This is a genomic window from Candidatus Competibacteraceae bacterium, from assembly GCA_016713505.1.
GTDB lineage: Bacteria > Pseudomonadota > Gammaproteobacteria > Competibacterales > Competibacteraceae > Competibacter_A.
Genome location: JADJPA010000001.1, coordinates 3,048,411 through 3,064,542 on the forward strand (window position 1 = coordinate 3,048,411; position 16,132 = coordinate 3,064,542).

General features: G+C 61.5%; 16 protein-coding genes and 3 tRNA genes. 9 read left to right on the forward strand and 10 right to left on the reverse strand.

Going from position 1 to position 16,132, the window contains the following annotated elements; all coding sequences use genetic code 11:
* Positions 1-7: 7 nt before the first annotated feature.
* Positions 8-745, reverse strand: a complete 738-nt coding sequence (gene cysZ, locus IPK09_13875; protein ID MBK7984691.1) for a sulfate transporter CysZ — start codon at positions 743-745, stop codon at positions 8-10.
* A gap of 479 nt (positions 746-1,224) precedes the next feature.
* Here cysZ and IPK09_13880 point away from each other — a divergent pair, with 479 nt between their 5' ends.
* A complete protein-coding gene (locus IPK09_13880) occupies positions 1,225-2,211 on the forward strand; it encodes a malate dehydrogenase (GenBank protein ID MBK7984692.1) in 987 nt (328 codons plus the stop codon).
* Positions 2,212-2,340: 129 nt separating this feature from the next.
* Positions 2,341-4,236, forward strand: a complete 1,896-nt coding sequence (locus IPK09_13885; GenBank protein MBK7984693.1) for a propionate--CoA ligase — start codon at positions 2,341-2,343, stop codon at positions 4,234-4,236.
* 107 nt (positions 4,237-4,343) lie between these two features.
* On the opposite strand, the gene IPK09_13890 is transcribed toward IPK09_13885, so the two are convergent.
* Together IPK09_13890 and IPK09_13895 are read right to left on the reverse strand one after the other, a co-directional pair.
* On the reverse strand, positions 4,344-5,987 hold the full coding sequence (locus tag IPK09_13890) for an acyl-CoA synthetase (protein ID MBK7984694.1): 1,644 nt from the start codon (positions 5,985-5,987) through the stop codon (positions 4,344-4,346).
* Between the two features lie 64 nt (positions 5,988-6,051).
* Entirely contained in the window at positions 6,052-6,849 is a 798-nt protein-coding gene (locus tag IPK09_13895; GenBank protein ID MBK7984695.1) for an enoyl-CoA hydratase, read from the reverse strand.
* Positions 6,850-6,994: 145 nt separating this feature from the next.
* On the opposite strand from IPK09_13895, the gene IPK09_13900 reads away from it, so the two are divergent.
* The 4 genes from IPK09_13900 to IPK09_13915 all read left to right on the forward strand — a co-directional run bounded on the left by IPK09_13900 (position 6,995) and on the right by IPK09_13915 (position 8,923).
* Positions 6,995-7,234 carry a hypothetical protein gene (locus tag IPK09_13900; protein ID MBK7984696.1) on the forward strand — a complete coding sequence of 80 codons (240 nt, stop codon included), beginning with the start codon at positions 6,995-6,997 and terminating at the stop codon, positions 7,232-7,234.
* Positions 7,231-7,902, forward strand: coding sequence for a response regulator transcription factor (locus tag IPK09_13905; protein MBK7984697.1), 672 nt, complete (start codon positions 7,231-7,233; stop codon positions 7,900-7,902). Before IPK09_13900 ends, IPK09_13905 begins: the two co-directional genes overlap by 4 nt.
* Before the next feature lie 14 nt (positions 7,903-7,916).
* Positions 7,917-8,678, forward strand: a complete 762-nt coding sequence (locus IPK09_13910) for an NRDE family protein (protein MBK7984698.1) — start codon at positions 7,917-7,919, stop codon at positions 8,676-8,678.
* Between the two features lie 168 nt (positions 8,679-8,846).
* Positions 8,847-8,923 (forward strand) — tRNA-Arg (locus IPK09_13915).
* Positions 8,924-8,998: 75 nt separating this feature from the next.
* Here the strand turns inward: IPK09_13915 and IPK09_13920 are convergent.
* From IPK09_13920 to pcnB, 4 genes are all read right to left on the reverse strand, one after another.
* Positions 8,999-9,841, reverse strand: a complete 843-nt coding sequence (locus IPK09_13920; protein MBK7984699.1) for a pantoate--beta-alanine ligase — start codon at positions 9,839-9,841, stop codon at positions 8,999-9,001.
* A gap of 20 nt (positions 9,842-9,861) precedes the next feature.
* Positions 9,862-10,680 (reverse strand): 3-methyl-2-oxobutanoate hydroxymethyltransferase, encoded by an 819-nt coding sequence (panB, locus tag IPK09_13925; GenBank protein ID MBK7984700.1) that lies wholly within the window; start codon positions 10,678-10,680, stop codon positions 9,862-9,864.
* A 103-nt stretch (positions 10,681-10,783) separates the two neighbouring features.
* Positions 10,784-11,281: a 2-amino-4-hydroxy-6-hydroxymethyldihydropteridine diphosphokinase gene (gene folK, locus IPK09_13930; protein ID MBK7984701.1), complete on the reverse strand. Its 498-nt coding sequence runs from the start codon at positions 11,279-11,281 to the stop codon at positions 10,784-10,786.
* A 16-nt stretch (positions 11,282-11,297) separates the two neighbouring features.
* The gene (gene pcnB / locus IPK09_13935) at positions 11,298-12,662 is read right to left on the reverse strand and encodes a polynucleotide adenylyltransferase PcnB (GenBank protein ID MBK7984702.1); all 1,365 of its coding nucleotides are present in this window, start codon (positions 12,660-12,662) and stop codon (positions 11,298-11,300) included.
* A gap of 74 nt (positions 12,663-12,736) precedes the next feature.
* On the opposite strand from pcnB, the gene IPK09_13940 reads away from it, so the two are divergent.
* Positions 12,737-12,812 (forward strand) — tRNA-Glu (locus tag IPK09_13940).
* Positions 12,813-13,116: 304 nt separating this feature from the next.
* Here the strand turns inward: IPK09_13940 and IPK09_13945 are convergent.
* Positions 13,117-13,192 (reverse strand) — tRNA-Ala (locus IPK09_13945).
* A 65-nt stretch (positions 13,193-13,257) separates the two neighbouring features.
* On the opposite strand from IPK09_13945, the gene IPK09_13950 reads away from it, so the two are divergent.
* Complete coding sequence (locus tag IPK09_13950; protein ID MBK7984703.1) at positions 13,258-13,941, forward strand: TIGR04283 family arsenosugar biosynthesis glycosyltransferase; 684 nt, start codon at positions 13,258-13,260, stop codon at positions 13,939-13,941.
* A gap of 11 nt (positions 13,942-13,952) precedes the next feature.
* Positions 13,953-14,570, forward strand: coding sequence for a TIGR04282 family arsenosugar biosynthesis glycosyltransferase (locus IPK09_13955; protein ID MBK7984704.1), 618 nt, complete (start codon positions 13,953-13,955; stop codon positions 14,568-14,570).
* A gap of 45 nt (positions 14,571-14,615) precedes the next feature.
* Here IPK09_13955 and amrA read toward each other — a convergent pair whose 3' ends face one another.
* Positions 14,616-15,212: an AmmeMemoRadiSam system protein A gene (gene amrA / locus IPK09_13960; protein ID MBK7984705.1), complete on the reverse strand. Its 597-nt coding sequence runs from the start codon at positions 15,210-15,212 to the stop codon at positions 14,616-14,618.
* Positions 15,199-15,987 (reverse strand): AmmeMemoRadiSam system protein B, encoded by a 789-nt coding sequence (gene amrB, locus IPK09_13965; protein MBK7984706.1) that lies wholly within the window; start codon positions 15,985-15,987, stop codon positions 15,199-15,201. Before amrB ends, amrA begins: the two co-directional genes overlap by 14 nt.
* Positions 15,988-16,132: the final 145 nt, after the last annotated feature.

Below are 16,132 nucleotides of genomic sequence, written 5' to 3' on the forward strand. Positions count from 1 at the left end.
GTTCATCTCATCGGGGGTCCGCCAGCTCCTGATTCCACAGCAAGGTGGCGCCGATCACCGCCGCTGGCATCGCCAGGAAATTGACTATCGGTATTGAAGTCAGAAGTAGCGTCATGCCCCCAAAACCCAAGGCCAGCGGCCAATGCCGGCGCAGTAACTGACGCTGTTCTCGGAATTTCAAGCCACGGTTGCCGAGAGGGTAGTCGGCGTATTGCAACGCCAGCATCCAGGAAATAAAACCTGCCCACAGCACCGGCGCGGCGGCGTTGATCGCCGGCACGAACGAGACGATCAGCAGCGGAATCGCCCAGCCCGCGAAATAAAGTAGCCGGCGTAATTCCGTGAAAGGGATAGCCAAAAAATCCCGCCACGTCGTAGCGGCCGAAGGCCGTGGGGTAGCACTCTGCGCCGCCAGGATTTTTTCGACGCGATCGGCCAACAAGCTGTTAAACGGCGAACCGATGAGGTTGGCTACCAAGGTAAAGCTATAGAAGACCACCACCAAGGCGGTCAGGATGAATAATGGCCACAACAGCCAATGCAGCCAGTCCAACCACGTCGGCAACCAGTTTAGCAACGCTTGATCGAGCCGCTGCAATTGATTGACGCCAAACCAGATTCCAATAGAGAACAACACCGTATTGATCAACAGCGGAACCGCCACAAAGCCGCGCAAACCCGCCCTTGGCAGCCAGCGCAAGCCCGTCAGCACATAACCGGCGCCGTCGGCGAAAGAAAGACTCATGAACGATGGGTACCTCTGCTGCGATGGTTGCCTTTGAGGGCGGAACACGGCATTCGTTTCAAATCGCGCTGATCTACGATACTATTTGAAGGGTCAATCAAGCTGCCCCGAGTCCGAGCGGCGCATTATATAATCATATCGCTGCGGTTCCGACCGCCCCAGGGATTGAGCCGAAGGCTTGCCATCCTGTTTGCGGTCGCCGCCCCATCGCGGAATATGGCGATTCATAACGCTTACTCGATTACCGACATTCCTTTATTGTCTTTCAGGTCCGTTTTGCCCTTGGCGGTGATAAAGCCTTGCGCTTTCCGCTCGCCGGTGTCTTGCGCCGGATTAATGGAATGCGCGCGCGCGCCTGCGTTTTTCGAGCCTGATTCGGTCGACAGCGCTCTCCCACACTTCGGGCACGCGCCGCAAGCGCGCGGTCGGAGCCGCATCACCCACAAATGTGTCATCTCAAACGTCGAAGGAGCACAAGCATGAAACAACCTGTTCGCGTCGTCATTACCGGTGCCGCTGGCAACATTGGCTACGCCATGGCGTTTCGGATCGCCTCAGGCAGCATGTTGGGTCCCGATCAGCCAGTGATCTTGCAATTATTGGAAATCACTCCGGCACTGCAAGCCCTGCAAGGCGTGGTGATGGAACTGAACGATTGCGCTTTTCCCCTGCTGGCCGGCGTGGTCGCCACCGACGATCTGAAAACAGCGTTCAAAGACACCAACTTCGCCATGTTGGTCGGCGCGCGCCCGCGCGGTCCCGGCATGGAGCGCAAGGATCTACTGACCGCTAACGGCGCCATTTTCGGGCCGCAAGGCAAGGCGCTGAACGATCATGCCGCCCGCGATGTTCGGGTGCTGGTGGTCGGCAATCCAGCCAACACCAACTCACTGATCGCCGCCAGTAACGCCCCCGATCTGAACCGCCGCCAATTCCATGCGATGACCCGGCTAGATCACAACCGCGCGCTGAGCCAGTTGGCTGAAAAAGCCGGCTCGCACGTCAACGACATCAAGAAAATGACCATTTGGGGCAACCATTCCTCGACCCAGTATCCCGATATCGGCCAATGCACCGTCAAGGGCAAGGCCGCTACTTCGTTGGTGGATCAAGGCTGGTATCGGAATACCTTCATTCCGGACGTGCAGCAGCGCGGCGCGGCGATCATCAAGGCGCGCGGCGCGTCCTCGGCCGCCTCCGCCGCCTCTTCGGCCATCGATCACATGCGCGATTGGGCGCTCGGTACGCCGGAGGGGGATTGGGTCAGCATGTCGGTGCCATCGGACGGTTCCTACGGCATCGGCGAGGGCGTGATCTATTCGTATCCTTGCGTTTGCAAAAATGGCAACTATGAAATCGTGCAGGGCTTGCCGATCGACGAGTTCAGCCGCGAGAAGATGAAAGCGACCGAGCAGGAGCTGCGCGAGGAACGCGCCAGCATCGAAGACCTTTTGAAGGCTAAATAAATCGTTTGAAACTGCCCCCGCCCGCGTAGCGGGGGCGGCGTGCAGAAAAATTCTGATCGGACAACTACACTTTTACGACGATATTCAAAATATCGCTTAAATCTCTAACCGCCGAACTGGAGGCCATGCATGACCACCCACGAAGAGTTTCATCGCCGCTCCATCGACGACCCAGAAGGTTTCTGGGGCGAAGAGGCCAAGAGAATTCATTGGCACAAACCGCCCCAGAAAATTCTGGACTATTCCAAGCCCCCCTTTACCAAGTGGTTCGTCGGCGGTGAAACCAATCTTTGCTACAACGCCGTCGACCGGCATTTGAAAGATCGCCCCGACCAACCGGCACTGGTTTATATCTCCACTGAAGTCAACGAGACCAAGGTTTTCACCTACCGGGAACTGTACCGCGAAGTAAACCGCTGCGCGGCCGTGCTGCAAGAGTTGGGCGTGAAAAAAGGCGATCGAGTGATCGTCTACATGCCGATGATCGCCGAGGCCACTATCGCCATGCTGGCCTGCGTGCGGCTGGGGGCGATTCACTCGGTGGTGTTCGGCGGTTTCGCCTCCGCCAACCTCGCGGTGCGCATCGACGACGCCAAACCCAAGCTGATGATCACCTCCGACGCCGGCATGCGCGGCGGCAAGCCGGTGCCCTACAAGCATCTGGTGGACGAATCCGTCCGCCTGTCCAAATTCCCGCCAGAAAAGGTGCTGATCTGCAACCGGGGTCTGGACAAGGGCATGAAGCTGGTCGAAGGCCGCGACGTGGACTACGCTACCTTGCGCGCCAAGCACATGGACGCCGAAGTGCCCGTGGCCTGGCTGGAATCCAACGAGCCGAGCTACATTCTCTACACCTCCGGTACCACCGGCATCCCCAAGGGCGTGCAGCGCGACACCGGCGGTTACACCGTGGCGCTGGCCGCCACCATGCAGCATCTGTATTGCTGCTATCCCGGCGAGGCGATGTTCGCCACCTCCGACATCGGTTGGGTGGTCGGCCACTCCTATATCGTTTACGCCCCGCTGATCGTCGGCGTGACCACGATCATGTACGAAGGCTTGCCCACCAACCCCGATCCGGGCATCTGGTGGAAGATCGTGCAGGATTACCAGGTCACCTCCATGTTCTCCTCGCCGACCGCCGTGCGCGTGCTGAAGTCGCAAGATCCCAAGTACATGAAGATGTACGATCTATCGACCTTGCGCTATCTGTTCCTGGCCGGCGAGCCGCTGGACGAGCCGACCTCGCGCTGGATCAACGACGGCTTGGCCCGCCCGGTGCTGGATCACTACTGGCAGACCGAAACCGGTTGGCCGATGCTGACCTATCTGCCCGGCGTGGACTTGAAACCCAACCGTTTCGGCTCGCCCGGACTGCCCAACTTCGGCTACAACATCAAAGTCATCAGCGAAGGCACCGGAGAGGAAGTGGGCGCGGGTGAAAAGGGCGTGCTGGTGGTGGTGCCGCCGCTGCCGCCGGGCAACCTGTCCACGGTGTGGGGCGACGACGAGCGCTTCGTCAAGAGCTATTTCACCGCCTTTAAGGAAATGGTGTACAGCTCCTTCGACTGGGCGGTGCGCGATGAGGACGGCTACTACTTCATCATGGGCCGCACCGACGACGTGATCAACGTCGCCGGCCACCGCTTGGGCACCCGCGAAATCGAGGAAGCCATCCAAAACCACCCGGCCATCGCCGAAGTGGCGGTCATCGGCGTGGCCGACAAGCTCAAGGGGCAAGTGCCGGTCGGCTTCGCCCGCTTGAAAGATCCGAGCCAATTGGGCGCGGAGGGTGCGGCCGAGAAGCTGGAGAAGGAAGTCATCGGCAAGGTGCAAGAGATTCTGGGCGCGGTCGCCAAGCCGCACCGGGTCCATTTCGTCACCGCCCTGCCCAAGACCCGCTCCGGCAAGCTGCTGCGGCGTTCGATTCAGGCGCTGGCCGAAGGCCGCGATCCGGGCGATCTGTCCACCTTGGACGATCCGAACTCGCTAGAAGAAGTCAAGCGGGCGGTCGGGCAAGCCTGATCTTTTCGACCGTCGCCCGCCCGTGGCTTACGCGGCGAGCGGCGGTAATCGAGGTTTAGCGGAACCCTTCCTCTGATGAGGAAGGGTTTCTTTTTGAGTGGTATCGCCTAAAGCGCCTTGGCCCGCTCGCGCAGGATGAATTTCTGCATCTTGCCGGTCGAGGTTTTCGGCAGCGGCCCGAACACCACGGTCTTAGGCACCTTGAAGCGCGCCAGTTGAGTGCGGCAAAACTCGATGATTTCCGCCTCGGTGGTATTTTCCTTACCCGGTTGGAGGGTCACGAAGGCGCAGGGGGTTTCACCCCATTTCTCGTCGGGCCGCGCCACCACCGCCACCTCCAACACCGCCGGATGCCGGTACAGCACGTCCTCGACCTCGATGGTCGAAATGTTTTCGCCCCCGGAAATGATGATGTCCTTGGAGCGGTCCTTGATGTCGATGTAACCGTTTTCATGCCAGACCGCCAGGTCACCGCTGTGGAACCAGCCGCCCTCGAAGGCTTCCTCGCTGGCGCTGGGATTCTTCAGATAGCCCTTCATGACGTTGTTGCCGCGCATGAAAATCTCGCCGATGCTCTTGCCGTCTTTCGGCATCGGTTCCAGGGTTTGGGGATGGGCGATCATCAGCCCTTCCAGCATCGGATAGCGCACGCCCTGGCGGGATTTGAGCACGGCCCGCTCTTCCAGGGGCTTCTCGTTCCACTCGTCGTGCCAGGCGCACACCACCGCCGGGCCGTAGGTTTCGGTCAGGCCGTAGACGTGGGTGACTTCGAAATTCATCCGCTCCATGCCCTCGATCACGGCGGCGGGCGGAGCCGCGCCGGCGGTCATCACCTTGACTCGATGGTTGATGCCGGCCTTCATCTCGTCCGGGGCGTTCTTCAAGGTGTTCAGCACGATCGGCGCGCCGCAGAAGTGGTTGACCTTCTCCTGTTTGATCAGATCGAACACTAGGTCAGCGCGCACTTGGCGCAGGCAGACGTTGGTGCCGACGGTCGCGGCGATGGTCCAGGGGAAGCACCAGCCGTTGCAGTGAAACATCGGCAAGGTCCACAGATAGATCGGATGCAGGCCCATGTCCCAGACCATGGCGTTGCACACCGCGTTCAGATAAGCGCCGCGATGGTGGTAGACCACGCCCTTGGGATTGCCGGTGGTGCCGGAGGTGTAATTGAGCGAAATCGCCTGCCATTCATCGGCCGGATTTTGCCAGGCGAATTCGGGATCGCCCTCGGCCAGCAGCGCCTCATAATCGAGTTGGCCGAGCTTCTGGCCGCCGCTGTACTGCGGGTCGTCAACATCGATCACCAGCGGGCGCTTGGCGGGTTCCATCAAGTGCAGCGCTTTGCTGATGGTGTCGGAAAATTCGCGGTCGGTGAACAGGATCTTGGCCTCGCCGTGGCCGAGCATGAAGGCGATCGCCTCGGCGTCCAGACGGATGTTCAGAGTGTTGAGCACCGCGCCGTTCATCGGTACGCCAAAGTGCAATTCGAACATTTCGGGGATGTTCGGCAGCATCGCCGCCACCGTATCGCCGATCCCGATCCCGCGCCGTTGCAGCGCCGAGGCCAGTCGCCGGCAGCGGGTATAGGTGTCCGCCCAGTTGCGTCGGACCGAACCATGCACGCAGGCGATTTTGTAGGGATAGACGGCGGCGGCGCGCTCGATGAAGGTCAGCGGGGTGAGGGCTACAAAATTGGCGGCGTTCTGGTCCAAATGCATGGCGTAGGGATTGTGGCCGTTGGCGCTCATGATCGGGTCTTCTCCGGTGGTGACGTTTGGTTTGATTATGGCGGACGAAGCGGTTGGCGGGCGCTCAGCAGCCCTTCCATTCCGGCTTGCGCTTGGCGATGAAGGCGTCGATGCCCTCGCGGGCGTCCTCGCTGTTCATGTTGCACGCCATGGTCTCGCTCGCACAAGCATAGGCGGCTTCCAGGCCCATCTCCAATTGCTTGTAGAACAATTCCTTGCCCATGGCGATGGCCAGCGGCGATTTGGCGCAGATCGAATCGGCCAGCTTCCAGATGGCCGCGTCCAACTGATCGAGTGGCGCGATCCGATTGATCAGCCCTTGCCGCAAAGCGGTGGGCGCGTCGATGAAATCGCCGGTCAGCAACAACTCCAGGGCTTGCTTGCGACCCAGGTTGCGGCTGAGCGCCACGCCGGGGGTGGCGCAGAACAGGCCGACGTTGATGCCGGAAGTCGCGAATCGGGCGTTGTCGGACGCGACCGCCAGATCGCAGGCCGCCACCAGTTGGCAGCCGGCGGCGGTGGCGATGCCGTGCACCCGCGCGATCACCGGCTGCGGCAACCGATTGATGGTCAGCATCACTCGACCGCACTGATCGAACAACGCCCTATGAAAGGCCGGATCGGTGTGCGAGCGCATCTCCTTGAGGTCGTGGCCGGCGCAAAAAGCTGGACCGCTGCCGGCGATCACCACCACGCGCACGCTCTGGTCGGTCGCCGCGCGGTCCAGCTCGGTTTGCAGCGCGGCCAGCATTGCTTGCGATAAGGCGTTGTATTGCTTGGGTCGATTGAGCGTCAGCGTGGCGACGCCCGCCTCGGTCTGACGCAGCACGAGACTTTCTTCGGAAGGAACAGTCGCGGTCATACGGTGGTTCTCCTCTCGTTACGGTGGGCGGCTTGCTCGAAATTTCGCAAGGTGGGGTATATTCTATCCGTCAGTTTCAACGGCCTATCAATTGCTCTACCTACAGAGTAGCAACCTTTGGCGGGATTGAATCGCTGCCCTAACAATGGCCTTTTTACAGGAACTGTGTAACGACGCGCCGCCGTTCCTGGCCGACCGCTGCCGCAACCCGTTTCCGCGCCGCCGGCGGGCGTTGTCGGTCGCAAGCAGCGTGCTGGCCTTACGCGACAGGTTGCTGGAAACACTGCTGGAGCAAGCGCCGGCGGGCTTGCATCGCTGCGGTGGCCAGCGCGGTTTGCTGCCGCGGTGGCGGCGCGATGAAAAATTCGGAACGGAAACGGTATGACCGCACAGAATACCGTGCTGGTTTACCTCGTGGACGATGACCCGGCGGTTCGTGATTCGCTTCAAAATCTATTGGAGTCGGTCGGCTTGCAGGTGCAGAGTTTCGCTGACACCGAGACCTTCCTGACGGCTTACCGGCCCGACTGTCCGGGTTGCCTGTTGCTGGATGTGCGCATTCCCGGTCGCAACGATTTAAGTTCCCAGCAACTGCTGCGCGACCGGGGTATCGATGTGCCGGTGGTGATCATCACCGGACACGGCGATGTGGCGATGGCGGTGACCGCGATGAAGCAGGGTGCGCTGGACTTCATCGAAAAACCTTTCAACGATCAGATGCTGCTGGATTGCGTCCACAACGCATTGATCGAAGACCGCATCCGGCGGCGAACGCGCGCGCAGCGCCAGGTGCTGTTGGCTCGGTTTAAAACCCTGACCCCGCGCGAGCAGGATGTCTTGCGGCAAGTGGTGGAAGGACTTTCCAACCGGGAAATCGCCGAGCTGCTGAACTTGAGCCGAAAGACAGTGGAAGTCCATCGCGCCAAGGTCATGCAGAAAATGCAGGCTGAGACGCTATCCCAACTGATCCGCATGGCGATGGCGCTTGATATCCTCCAAATTTTCGATGCGACGGGCGCTATCGCTTTGCCGAAAGCCACCTTGATCGAGTAGGCACTGTCAGCATCATGTGTTTGATTCTATTAGCTTATTGCTGCCATCCGAGCTATCCCTTAGTGGTGGCGGCCAACCGCGATGAATTTTATGATCGCCCCACCGCGCCCCTGGCTTTCTGGGACGATGCCCCGCAGGTTTTGGCCGGGCGCGATCTCAAGGAAGGAGGTACTTGGTTGGGTATCACCCGCGCGGGCCGCCTGGCGGCGCTGACCAATTATCGCGACCCGAACCGCCTGATGCCAAACGCGCCGTCGCGGGGTCGGCTGACCGGCGATTATCTGCGGGGGGACAGCGCCGCGCGGGCTTATCTAGAGCAGCTATCGCATCAGGCTAGCGCATATAACGGCTTCAATCTGCTGTTAGGCGATGCGGCAGGCTTGTTTTACTACGCTAACTACGGAGAGGCGCCCCGCGCACTGAAGCCGGGGCTCTACGGTTTGAGCAACCGGTTTCTGGATAGCCCGTGGCCAAAAGTGCGCCGGGGTCGGGCAGCCCTGCGACGCCTGTTGGCGGAAGCGTCCGATCCGAGCCCGGATGATTTATTGAGACTCTTGGCGGACCGCGCGCCCGCGCCTGACGACGAGCTGCCCGATACCGGCATCCCGCTGGAATGGGAGCGCTGGTTATCGCCGCTGTTTATCAGCGCGCCGGGCTATGGAACTCGCGCCTCGACTGTGTTGTTGGTCGATCATCTCGGGCGTGTGCGCATGGTCGAAGCGACATGGCCGGACGGCGGCCGGCGAGAGTTTCAAACGGACTGGCCGACCGGGTGATAAGGGCGGTCCGCGTGCGTGAGTGGAGACAATGACGCGCGGTCCGATCCAAATCCGCTAAAAACTGTCTCTTGTTCGAGCAAAGCCTGATCGGCTATCCTACACAAACTACATACCAATAAACCCGGCGACGGGTAGCCGGTTTTTCCAAGACTCCCTCCCTGTTTGGCCCCGGTAGCTCAGTTGGATAGAGCGCACCCCTCCTAAGGGTGAGGTCACAGGTTCAACTCCTGTCCGGGGCGCCATGTTTTCAATGAATTGAGGTAAAGCATCCTCTCTACTAGGCATCCTGTAAATGGATCGTGCGTCGGAGACCGCCGTCAAACCGCCAAATTGTCGATCAACCGTGCTCGACCCAGCCAAGCGGCCGCCAGAATCCGCAAGTTCTCGTCACCGCTAGCGGGCGATTGTAAATCGCTGGCGCGGCGGATTTCGAAATAATCCGGTCGGAAGCCCGCCGCCGCCAGTCGCGCCTTCGCCTCATCCGACAGACGCTGGTAATCACGTTCGCCCGCGCGCAGCCGCTCGGCGCTGGCCGTCAGCGTGGCATACAAGGTCGGGGCGATGGCGCGTTCCTCGGGCGTCAGATAGCCGTTGCGCGAACTCATCGCCAAGCCGTCGGCCTCCCGCACCGTAGGCACGCCGACGATTTCGATGGGAAAATTGAGATCGTCCACCAAGCGCCGAATGACCCTCAATTGCTGCCAATCCTTTTCACCGAACAGAGCTATATCTGGTTGAACCATGTTGAACAATTTGCCGACCACGGTGGCGACGCCGCGAAAATGAGTCGGCCGGCTGGCCCCGCACAAGATATCCGACAGCTCCGGCACCGTAATGCTGGTCATGTCCTCCAGCGGGCGCGGATAGATTTCGGCGACCGCCGGCGCGAACAAGAGATCCAAACCGACCGCTTCCAACTGGCGGGAATCTTCGAGCAGGGTGCGCGGATAGCCGGTGAAATCCTCGTTGGGCCCGAATTGAGTGGGATTGACGAAGATGCTGGCGACCGTGCGCGGCGCCTGCTGGCGGGCGCGCTCGACCAAGTGAATATGGCCACGGTGCAGGTTGCCCATGGTGGGGACGAAAGCCACTCGTTCTCCGGCTCGCCGCCAGGTAGTAACGTGGTCGCGCAATTCAGCGATAGTGTGGACAGTCCGCATGGTGATGTTTTCCTCGGTGTTCAGGCGAGACAGTGTTCGGGGCCGGGAAATTCGCCGCTTTTGACGGCGGCCACGTAAGCCGCCACCGCTGCGTGCAGGCTGTCGTGGCCGGTCATGAAGTTCTTGGAGAAGCGCGGCCGCCGCCCGAAGGTAATCCCCAACATGTCGTAGCTGACCAGCACCTGGGCGTCACAGCTCGGACCCGCGCCAATGCCGATCAGGGGGATATCCAGCGCTTCCGTTAGCCGCGCCCCCAATTCAGCCGGAATACACTCCACCAGCGCGATATCGGCCCCGGCCTCCTGCAAGGCCAGCGCCTCGTCGATCATCAGCCGCGCGGCGGCTTCCTCGCGGCCTTGCACCTTATAGCCGCCCAGTTTGTGCACCGATTGCGGCAGCAGACCGAGATGGGCGCAGACCGGAATCCCGTTGCGGCCGAGCTGGCGCACCGTGTCAGCCAGCACCGCGCCGCCTTCCAGTTTGACCATGTGCGCGCCGCCTTCCTGCATCAGCCGCGCGGCGTTGCGCACGCCTTGTTCGACCGTCGCGTAACTGGCGAAGGGCATGTCGGCCATCAGCAGCGCCGTGCCGCTGCCGCGCGCCACGTTGCGGGTGTGATAAACCATGTCGTCCATCGTGACCGGCACGGTGGTGCGCTGGCCCTGCACCACCATGCCCAGCGAATCACCGACCAGAATGACTTCTACCCCGGCCGCGTCCAGCAGTGCTGCAAAGCTGGCGTCGTAAGCCGTCAAAACCGCGAACTTCTCCCGGTCGCGCTTCATCTTGGCTAAGGTATTGATAGTAAGTGGCTTGCGTGTCGGCTGTTCCTGGTACATGGCGTGCTCGGCGTGCGGGCCGCAACGCACCGGGAACGCCGGGCGCGGCGGCGGGGTTTTAGGGTTTTTGGAGCAGGTCGGGCTGCGCGGCTATCGTAGCCGGTTAATCGTCGCTGTCCAGCCGGATTAGACCTTGTTGCGGACAATTTGCGCGCAGTTCGTGCAAAGAACCTAAGCCAGGAATGGTGAGGGTCGGAGCGATGTCGTAGAGCGGGTAGAGAACGAAGGCCCGCTCGTGCAAGCGGGGGTGGGGCAGGATGAGTCGGGGGTCGTCACAAATCAGTCGATCGTACAGCAGCAAGTCCAAATCCAGCGTGCGCGGGCCCCAGCGCACGGTGCGGGTCCGGCCTTGCGCCAGTTCGAGCGCTTGCAGCACGGCGAGCAATTGCCCCGGCGTCAAGCCGGTGTCCAGGGCGGCGACGGCGTTGATATAGTCCGGCTGATCGGGCGGCCCACCGACCGGTGCGCTTCGATACAGCGGCGATCGGGCCACGCAGCAACTGGCCAGAATGCCGCTTAGCACTTGAAACGCGCGTCGCGCGTGCTGGATGGGGTCATCCAGATTGCTGCCGATACCGATGTAAGCACGGGCGGGTTGCATGGGGCCAGTTCCACGATCAGTTTTCGGGTTGCAGCGAGACGCCTTGAGGGCCTTTGCGAGCGGAGCGCGGCTTGCGCCGGCGCCGGGATTTGCCTGTCTTGGTGGTTTTGGTCGGTTGGAGAGCTTGGGCGCGGCCGGCTTCGTCCAGCGCCAGGAACCGATTCCACCAATCGGCCAATTCGGCGGCCTGCTCGTCGGCCTCGGCGCGCAGCAGCAGAAAATCATAGCCGGCGCGAAAGCGGGGATGGTCCAGCAGGCGCAGCGGCCGCTTGCCGGCGGTGACGGTCAGCCGCTGCTGCATGTCCCAGATTTCCCGCATCGGCAGGCTGTGGCGGCGCGGCAGGGCGGTGTGGCGAATCTGATCCTGAACGACCGCGTCGGCGGCGGTTTGCAGCGCTTCGGTGTCGTTCAAACCGTGGTCATGAAAGTGTTTCATCCGTTCCCGCAACGGTTCCCACAGCAGGGCGGCGAACAGAAACGCCGGATTGACCGGTTTATCCTCGGCCAGCCGGCGGTCGGTGTCGGCCAGCGCCCGGACCAGCAGAGTTTTCGGATAATGCTGCTGCTGGTGGTTCAGGCAGCGCTCGGTCGCCGGAAACAGCCAACCGAACAAGCGGTAATGGCGCAACAACTCGAAAGCCTGGATGGCGCTGCCGGTCAGAAACAGCTTCAGCACTTCATCGAACAACCGGGCCGAGGGGATCTGCTCCAGCAGGTTGCCCAAACGGTGCAAAGGGGCTTCGGTGGCGGGATCGAAGCGAAAACCCAGTTTGGCGGCGAACCGGACCGCCCGCAACATGCGTACCGGATCTTCTTGATAGCGCTGCGCCGGATCGCCGATCAGCCGGATGAGGCCCGCCTTGAGGTCGGCGATGCCACCCACGTAGTCGAGCACCACGAAATTGTCGATATCGTAATACAGCGCGTTGACGGTGAAATCGCGCCGCCAGGCATCTTCCTCGATGTTGCCGTAAACGTTGTCGCTGAGGATGCGGCCGCTGGCCGTGCGTTCCACACCCGGTCCGTCACCGTCCTCGCGGTCTCCACTCTGGCCGCGGAAGGTGGCGACTTCGACGATTTCCTGGCCAAACTGGACATGCGCCAGCCGGAAGCGGCGACCGATCAAGCGGCAATTGCGGAACAGTTTGTGGACTTGTTCGGGGCGGGCGTCGGTGGCGATATCGAAATCCTTGGGTTCGCGGCCGAGCAGCAGGTCGCGCACCCCGCCGCCGACCAGACACGCTCGAAACCCGGCTTCGCGCAGTCGGTACAAAACCTTGACGGCATTGGGACTGATATTGGCCCGCGAGATGGTGTGTTCCGGGCGGGGGATGATGGTAGGTTGGGGAATCAGGCTGGCTTTCAAGGAGGGTTTTAAAATCTTGTATGATGCGGGAGCAGCGGTATAATACTATTTTTCCTCCAGCAGGCGCTACCGCCTGTCACGTCATCCTTGCTCCCTTCGTCTAGTGGCCTAGGACACCGCCCTCTCACGGCGGGAACAGGGGTTCGAAACCCCTAGGGAGCGCCAGTTTTCCCGGATAGCTGGCAAGTCTCCGTCATCTCTCCGCCAGCGCCCGCCGACTTCCGCGTTGCGTGTGTCGCCTCAACGAGCTCCCGCATCAGCCTCGGAAATACCGTGCGCTGAAACTTGCCGTCGTCCATGTGGCGGATCACGATCTTGCCGTTCTCGGCCATGGCATGTGTTGAACCATCAGGTGGTCGATCAGCTTGCGCGCACCCGACCGAAAGCTAGCCAACGAATCGAACGTCCTGCGCCAGACGGGCGTTTCGGACAAGCAAAAGGCCCGAACATTGTCCGAGCCTTTGGAATTTGGTGGAGCGGAAGGGGATCGAACCCTCGACCTTCGCATTGCGAACGCGACGCTCTCCCAGCTGAGCTACCGCCCCGTAAAAAATAGAAAAAGAACTATACAATCTTCGAGTTTCCTAAGCTAGACCTCGCACCCAAAATCATGTCCCGAATTTCAGTCGTCATGCCCGTTCTGAACGAAGCGTTTCAGATTAAAGCGTGCTTGAGCGCCTTGCAGCCGCTGCGCGCTCAGGCTTGCGAGCTGATCGTGGCGGACGGCGGCAGTCAAGATCGGAGCGCGGCGTTGGCCGAGCCCTTGACGGATCAGGTCGTTGTTAGCGCCAAAGGTCGCGCGATGCAAATGAACGCGGGCGCGCGGCGGGCCAGCGGCGATATTCTCTGGTTCCTGCACGCCGACAGCCTGCCGCCGCCGGATGCCGCCCGGCTGATTCGGAACGCTTTGGAGTCGCCGGCGTACTGTTGGGGCCGCTTCGATATCCGACTGTCCGGCCGGCAGCCGCTGTTGCGGGTGGTCGAAGACGCGATGAACTTGCGTTCCCGGCTGACCGGCATCGCCACTGGCGATCAAGGGATTTTCGTGCGTCGGGACGTGTTCGAGCACGTCGGCGGCTATCCGGCCATCGCCTTGATGGAAGACATCGCTCTCAGTCGCTTGTTGAAGCGACAAGGCCGGCCGGTCTGCTTGCGCCAGGAGCTGCAAGTTTCCAGCCGGCGCTGGGAGCGCGACGGCATCGCGCGAACCATTCTGCTGATGTGGCGGTTGCGGTTGGCCTATTTCCTCGGCGCCGACCCCGCCCGACTGGCCCGGATTTATTACCGCTCATGAACGACAGCTTTATGTTTTCCGACGCCCGTTTGCTGGTCTTTGCCAAGGCCCCGGTTCCCGGTCGGGTCAAAACTCGGCTGGCTAGGCCGTTGGGGACGCGCGGCGCGGCGCGGCTCTACCAGTCTCTATTGCGCCGGACGCTCGGGCTAGCGTGCGCGGCCCGGCTGTGTCCGGTCGAATTGTGGTGTGCGCCGGATTCGCGCCACGGCTTCTTTAGCGCTTGCCGGCGCGATTATGGCGTGCGGTTGCGCCGCCAATGCGCGGGCGATCTCGGCCGGCGGATGAATCACGCCTTCAATCGAACGCTGCGGGAGAACAAGCGGGCAGTGTTGATCGGGGGGGATTGCGCATCGGTCGGAATCGCGGAATTGCGTACCGCATTCGATCGGCTCGCTACGGGTTGGGATGTGGTGCTGGGGCCGGCACAGGATGGGGGCTACGTGCTGGTCGGCTTGCGGCGGCCTTGTCCGGGGATGTTTCGAGGTATCCCTTGGAGCGCTCCGACCGTGTTGGAAGCGACCCGCCGCCGGCTCAAACGGTCAGCACTGGGGTGGATCGAGCTGCCGTCCGGTTGGGATGTGGACACGCCCGCCGATCTAAAGCGGTTGCGACGGTCCGGCCTGCTTTGAGCGTCTGGCTTCTAGGCTGGCCGCAACGAGCAGGCGTTCGAAAGATCAGCGGGTGCCGCCAGCCACATCGGCATCGCCGAAATATTCGGTGGTATAGCGTTCCGCCCGCAAGTCCGGCGACCAGAAATTCAACGGCAAACCGGCTTTTTGCTTGAGTTGGGCCAAAAATACGTAAGGGGCGGGCAAACTTTCCCAGACCGCCGGCAAAAAGGTCGCGCGATGGCTGCGGAATTGGAGGATCAGACCGTCCACGCCCGGCCGTAATTGCGCCAATAGCTCGTCCTCGGATTCGAATTGCAGCGGCTCCGGCGGCGATAGCACGGAGATATGGATGTCCAACCGGGGAAACTCCTTGGCGGTTAGCTCGGGAAAGCGCGGATCATCGAAAGCGGCGGCATGAGCGTGTTCGGCCACATCCCGCACCAGCGGTTGATGGGCCGCCAGCGTGCCAATGCAACCGCGCAGTTGGCCTTCGGTTTCCAGCGTCACGAAAGTCGCTCGCGTCGGTCGTAAAGCCTCAGGATAGTCGTCGGGATTCACGGCTAAAGCCTGACCGTGCTCCAGGCCGTGGCGGATCGACGTTCGGGCGACCTCAAGCAACGTGGCGCGATTTTGGCGGGACAGCGCATCAATGGAAAGCATAGGCTCCGTAGCCGACCACTTGATCGCGCGACCCGGCGGTATCGCCGGAGTTGCGTAAATCGATGGTTTCCACATTCAGGTGCTTGCGGCGCGCCACCCAGAGCAGGCCGTTGACCGGATTGCGCCCGCAGGCCTGTTCGTAGCCGATCTCCTCGAAACGCAGCGTCTCGATGGCCCGCGAGGTTTCCTGGTCCATTTGCCGGGCGTGCTGATAATCCAGATAATGGCTGAGATCGGTGCTGATGACGATGAGCGTTTCCGGGCCGCCCCACAGCGCTTCCAGCACTTCGCCCACTTGCGACGGACGCGCCTCGCCGACCACCAGCGGCACGAGCTCGAACTCCCCCAACACCTCTTGCAGGAACGGCAGATGGACTTCTAGGCTATGCTCGCGGGTGTGGGCTTGTTCCAGAATACCGACTTCCGGCAATTCGCGCGCCCGCGCCACGGCGGTTTGGTCGACGGGAATCTTTCCGAGCGGCGTTTCGAACGCCGTCATGGCGCTGGCGGCAATGCCCCGGAATCCCACCCGGTGGCTGGGGCCGAGCAGCACGACGCGGGTGATGGGTCCTCGAACCGCTTGCAGCCGGGCATACGCCGAGGCGGCGATGGGACCGGAATAGACATAACCGGCGTGCGGGGCGATGATCGCCTTGGGCGACGGTCCGTCAGGCGCTTCGGCCTCACCGATGAAATGCCGCACCTGAGCGTGCAACTCGGCGGTATCGGCCGGATAGAACAAGCCGGCGACGGCAGGTGTGCGTACGGTGTGCATGACGCCCTCCCGATAAATTTGCCAATCCCTCTCATTTAGAGTATAGGGCGCAAAGTTTATCTGCTAATAGTCGAAACAACAGTATAAAACTTATGGCAACCGGCGGCGATGCCAGTTCTTTGAAGTTTCATAAATGAGAGCCTTT

Coding starts and splice junctions, on each gene's coding strand:
- IPK09_13905 (MBK7984697.1), top strand. CDS start 7,231: ATGACCGCACAGAATACCGTGCTGGTTTACCTCGTGGACGATGACCCG.
- folK (MBK7984701.1), bottom strand. CDS start 11,281: ATGCAACCCGCCCGTGCTTACATCGGTATCGGCAGCAATCTGGATGAC.
- IPK09_13910 (MBK7984698.1), top strand. CDS start 7,917: ATGTGTTTGATTCTATTAGCTTATTGCTGCCATCCGAGCTATCCCTTA.
- IPK09_13900 (MBK7984696.1), top strand. CDS start 6,995: ATGGCCTTTTTACAGGAACTGTGTAACGACGCGCCGCCGTTCCTGGCC.
- amrA (MBK7984705.1), bottom strand. CDS start 15,212: ATGCTTTCCATTGATGCGCTGTCCCGCCAAAATCGCGCCACGTTGCTT.
- IPK09_13950 (MBK7984703.1), top strand. CDS start 13,258: ATGTCCCGAATTTCAGTCGTCATGCCCGTTCTGAACGAAGCGTTTCAG.
- IPK09_13920 (MBK7984699.1), bottom strand. CDS start 9,841: ATGCGGACTGTCCACACTATCGCTGAATTGCGCGACCACGTTACTACC.
- IPK09_13895 (MBK7984695.1), bottom strand. CDS start 6,849: ATGACCGCGACTGTTCCTTCCGAAGAAAGTCTCGTGCTGCGTCAGACC.
- IPK09_13890 (MBK7984694.1), bottom strand. CDS start 5,987: ATGAGCGCCAACGGCCACAATCCCTACGCCATGCATTTGGACCAGAAC.
- panB (MBK7984700.1), bottom strand. CDS start 10,680: ATGTACCAGGAACAGCCGACACGCAAGCCACTTACTATCAATACCTTA.
- cysZ (MBK7984691.1), bottom strand. CDS start 745: ATGAGTCTTTCTTTCGCCGACGGCGCCGGTTATGTGCTGACGGGCTTG.
- IPK09_13955 (MBK7984704.1), top strand. CDS start 13,953: ATGTTTTCCGACGCCCGTTTGCTGGTCTTTGCCAAGGCCCCGGTTCCC.
- amrB (MBK7984706.1), bottom strand. CDS start 15,987: ATGCACACCGTACGCACACCTGCCGTCGCCGGCTTGTTCTATCCGGCC.
- IPK09_13880 (MBK7984692.1), top strand. CDS start 1,225: ATGAAACAACCTGTTCGCGTCGTCATTACCGGTGCCGCTGGCAACATT.
- IPK09_13885 (MBK7984693.1), top strand. CDS start 2,341: ATGACCACCCACGAAGAGTTTCATCGCCGCTCCATCGACGACCCAGAA.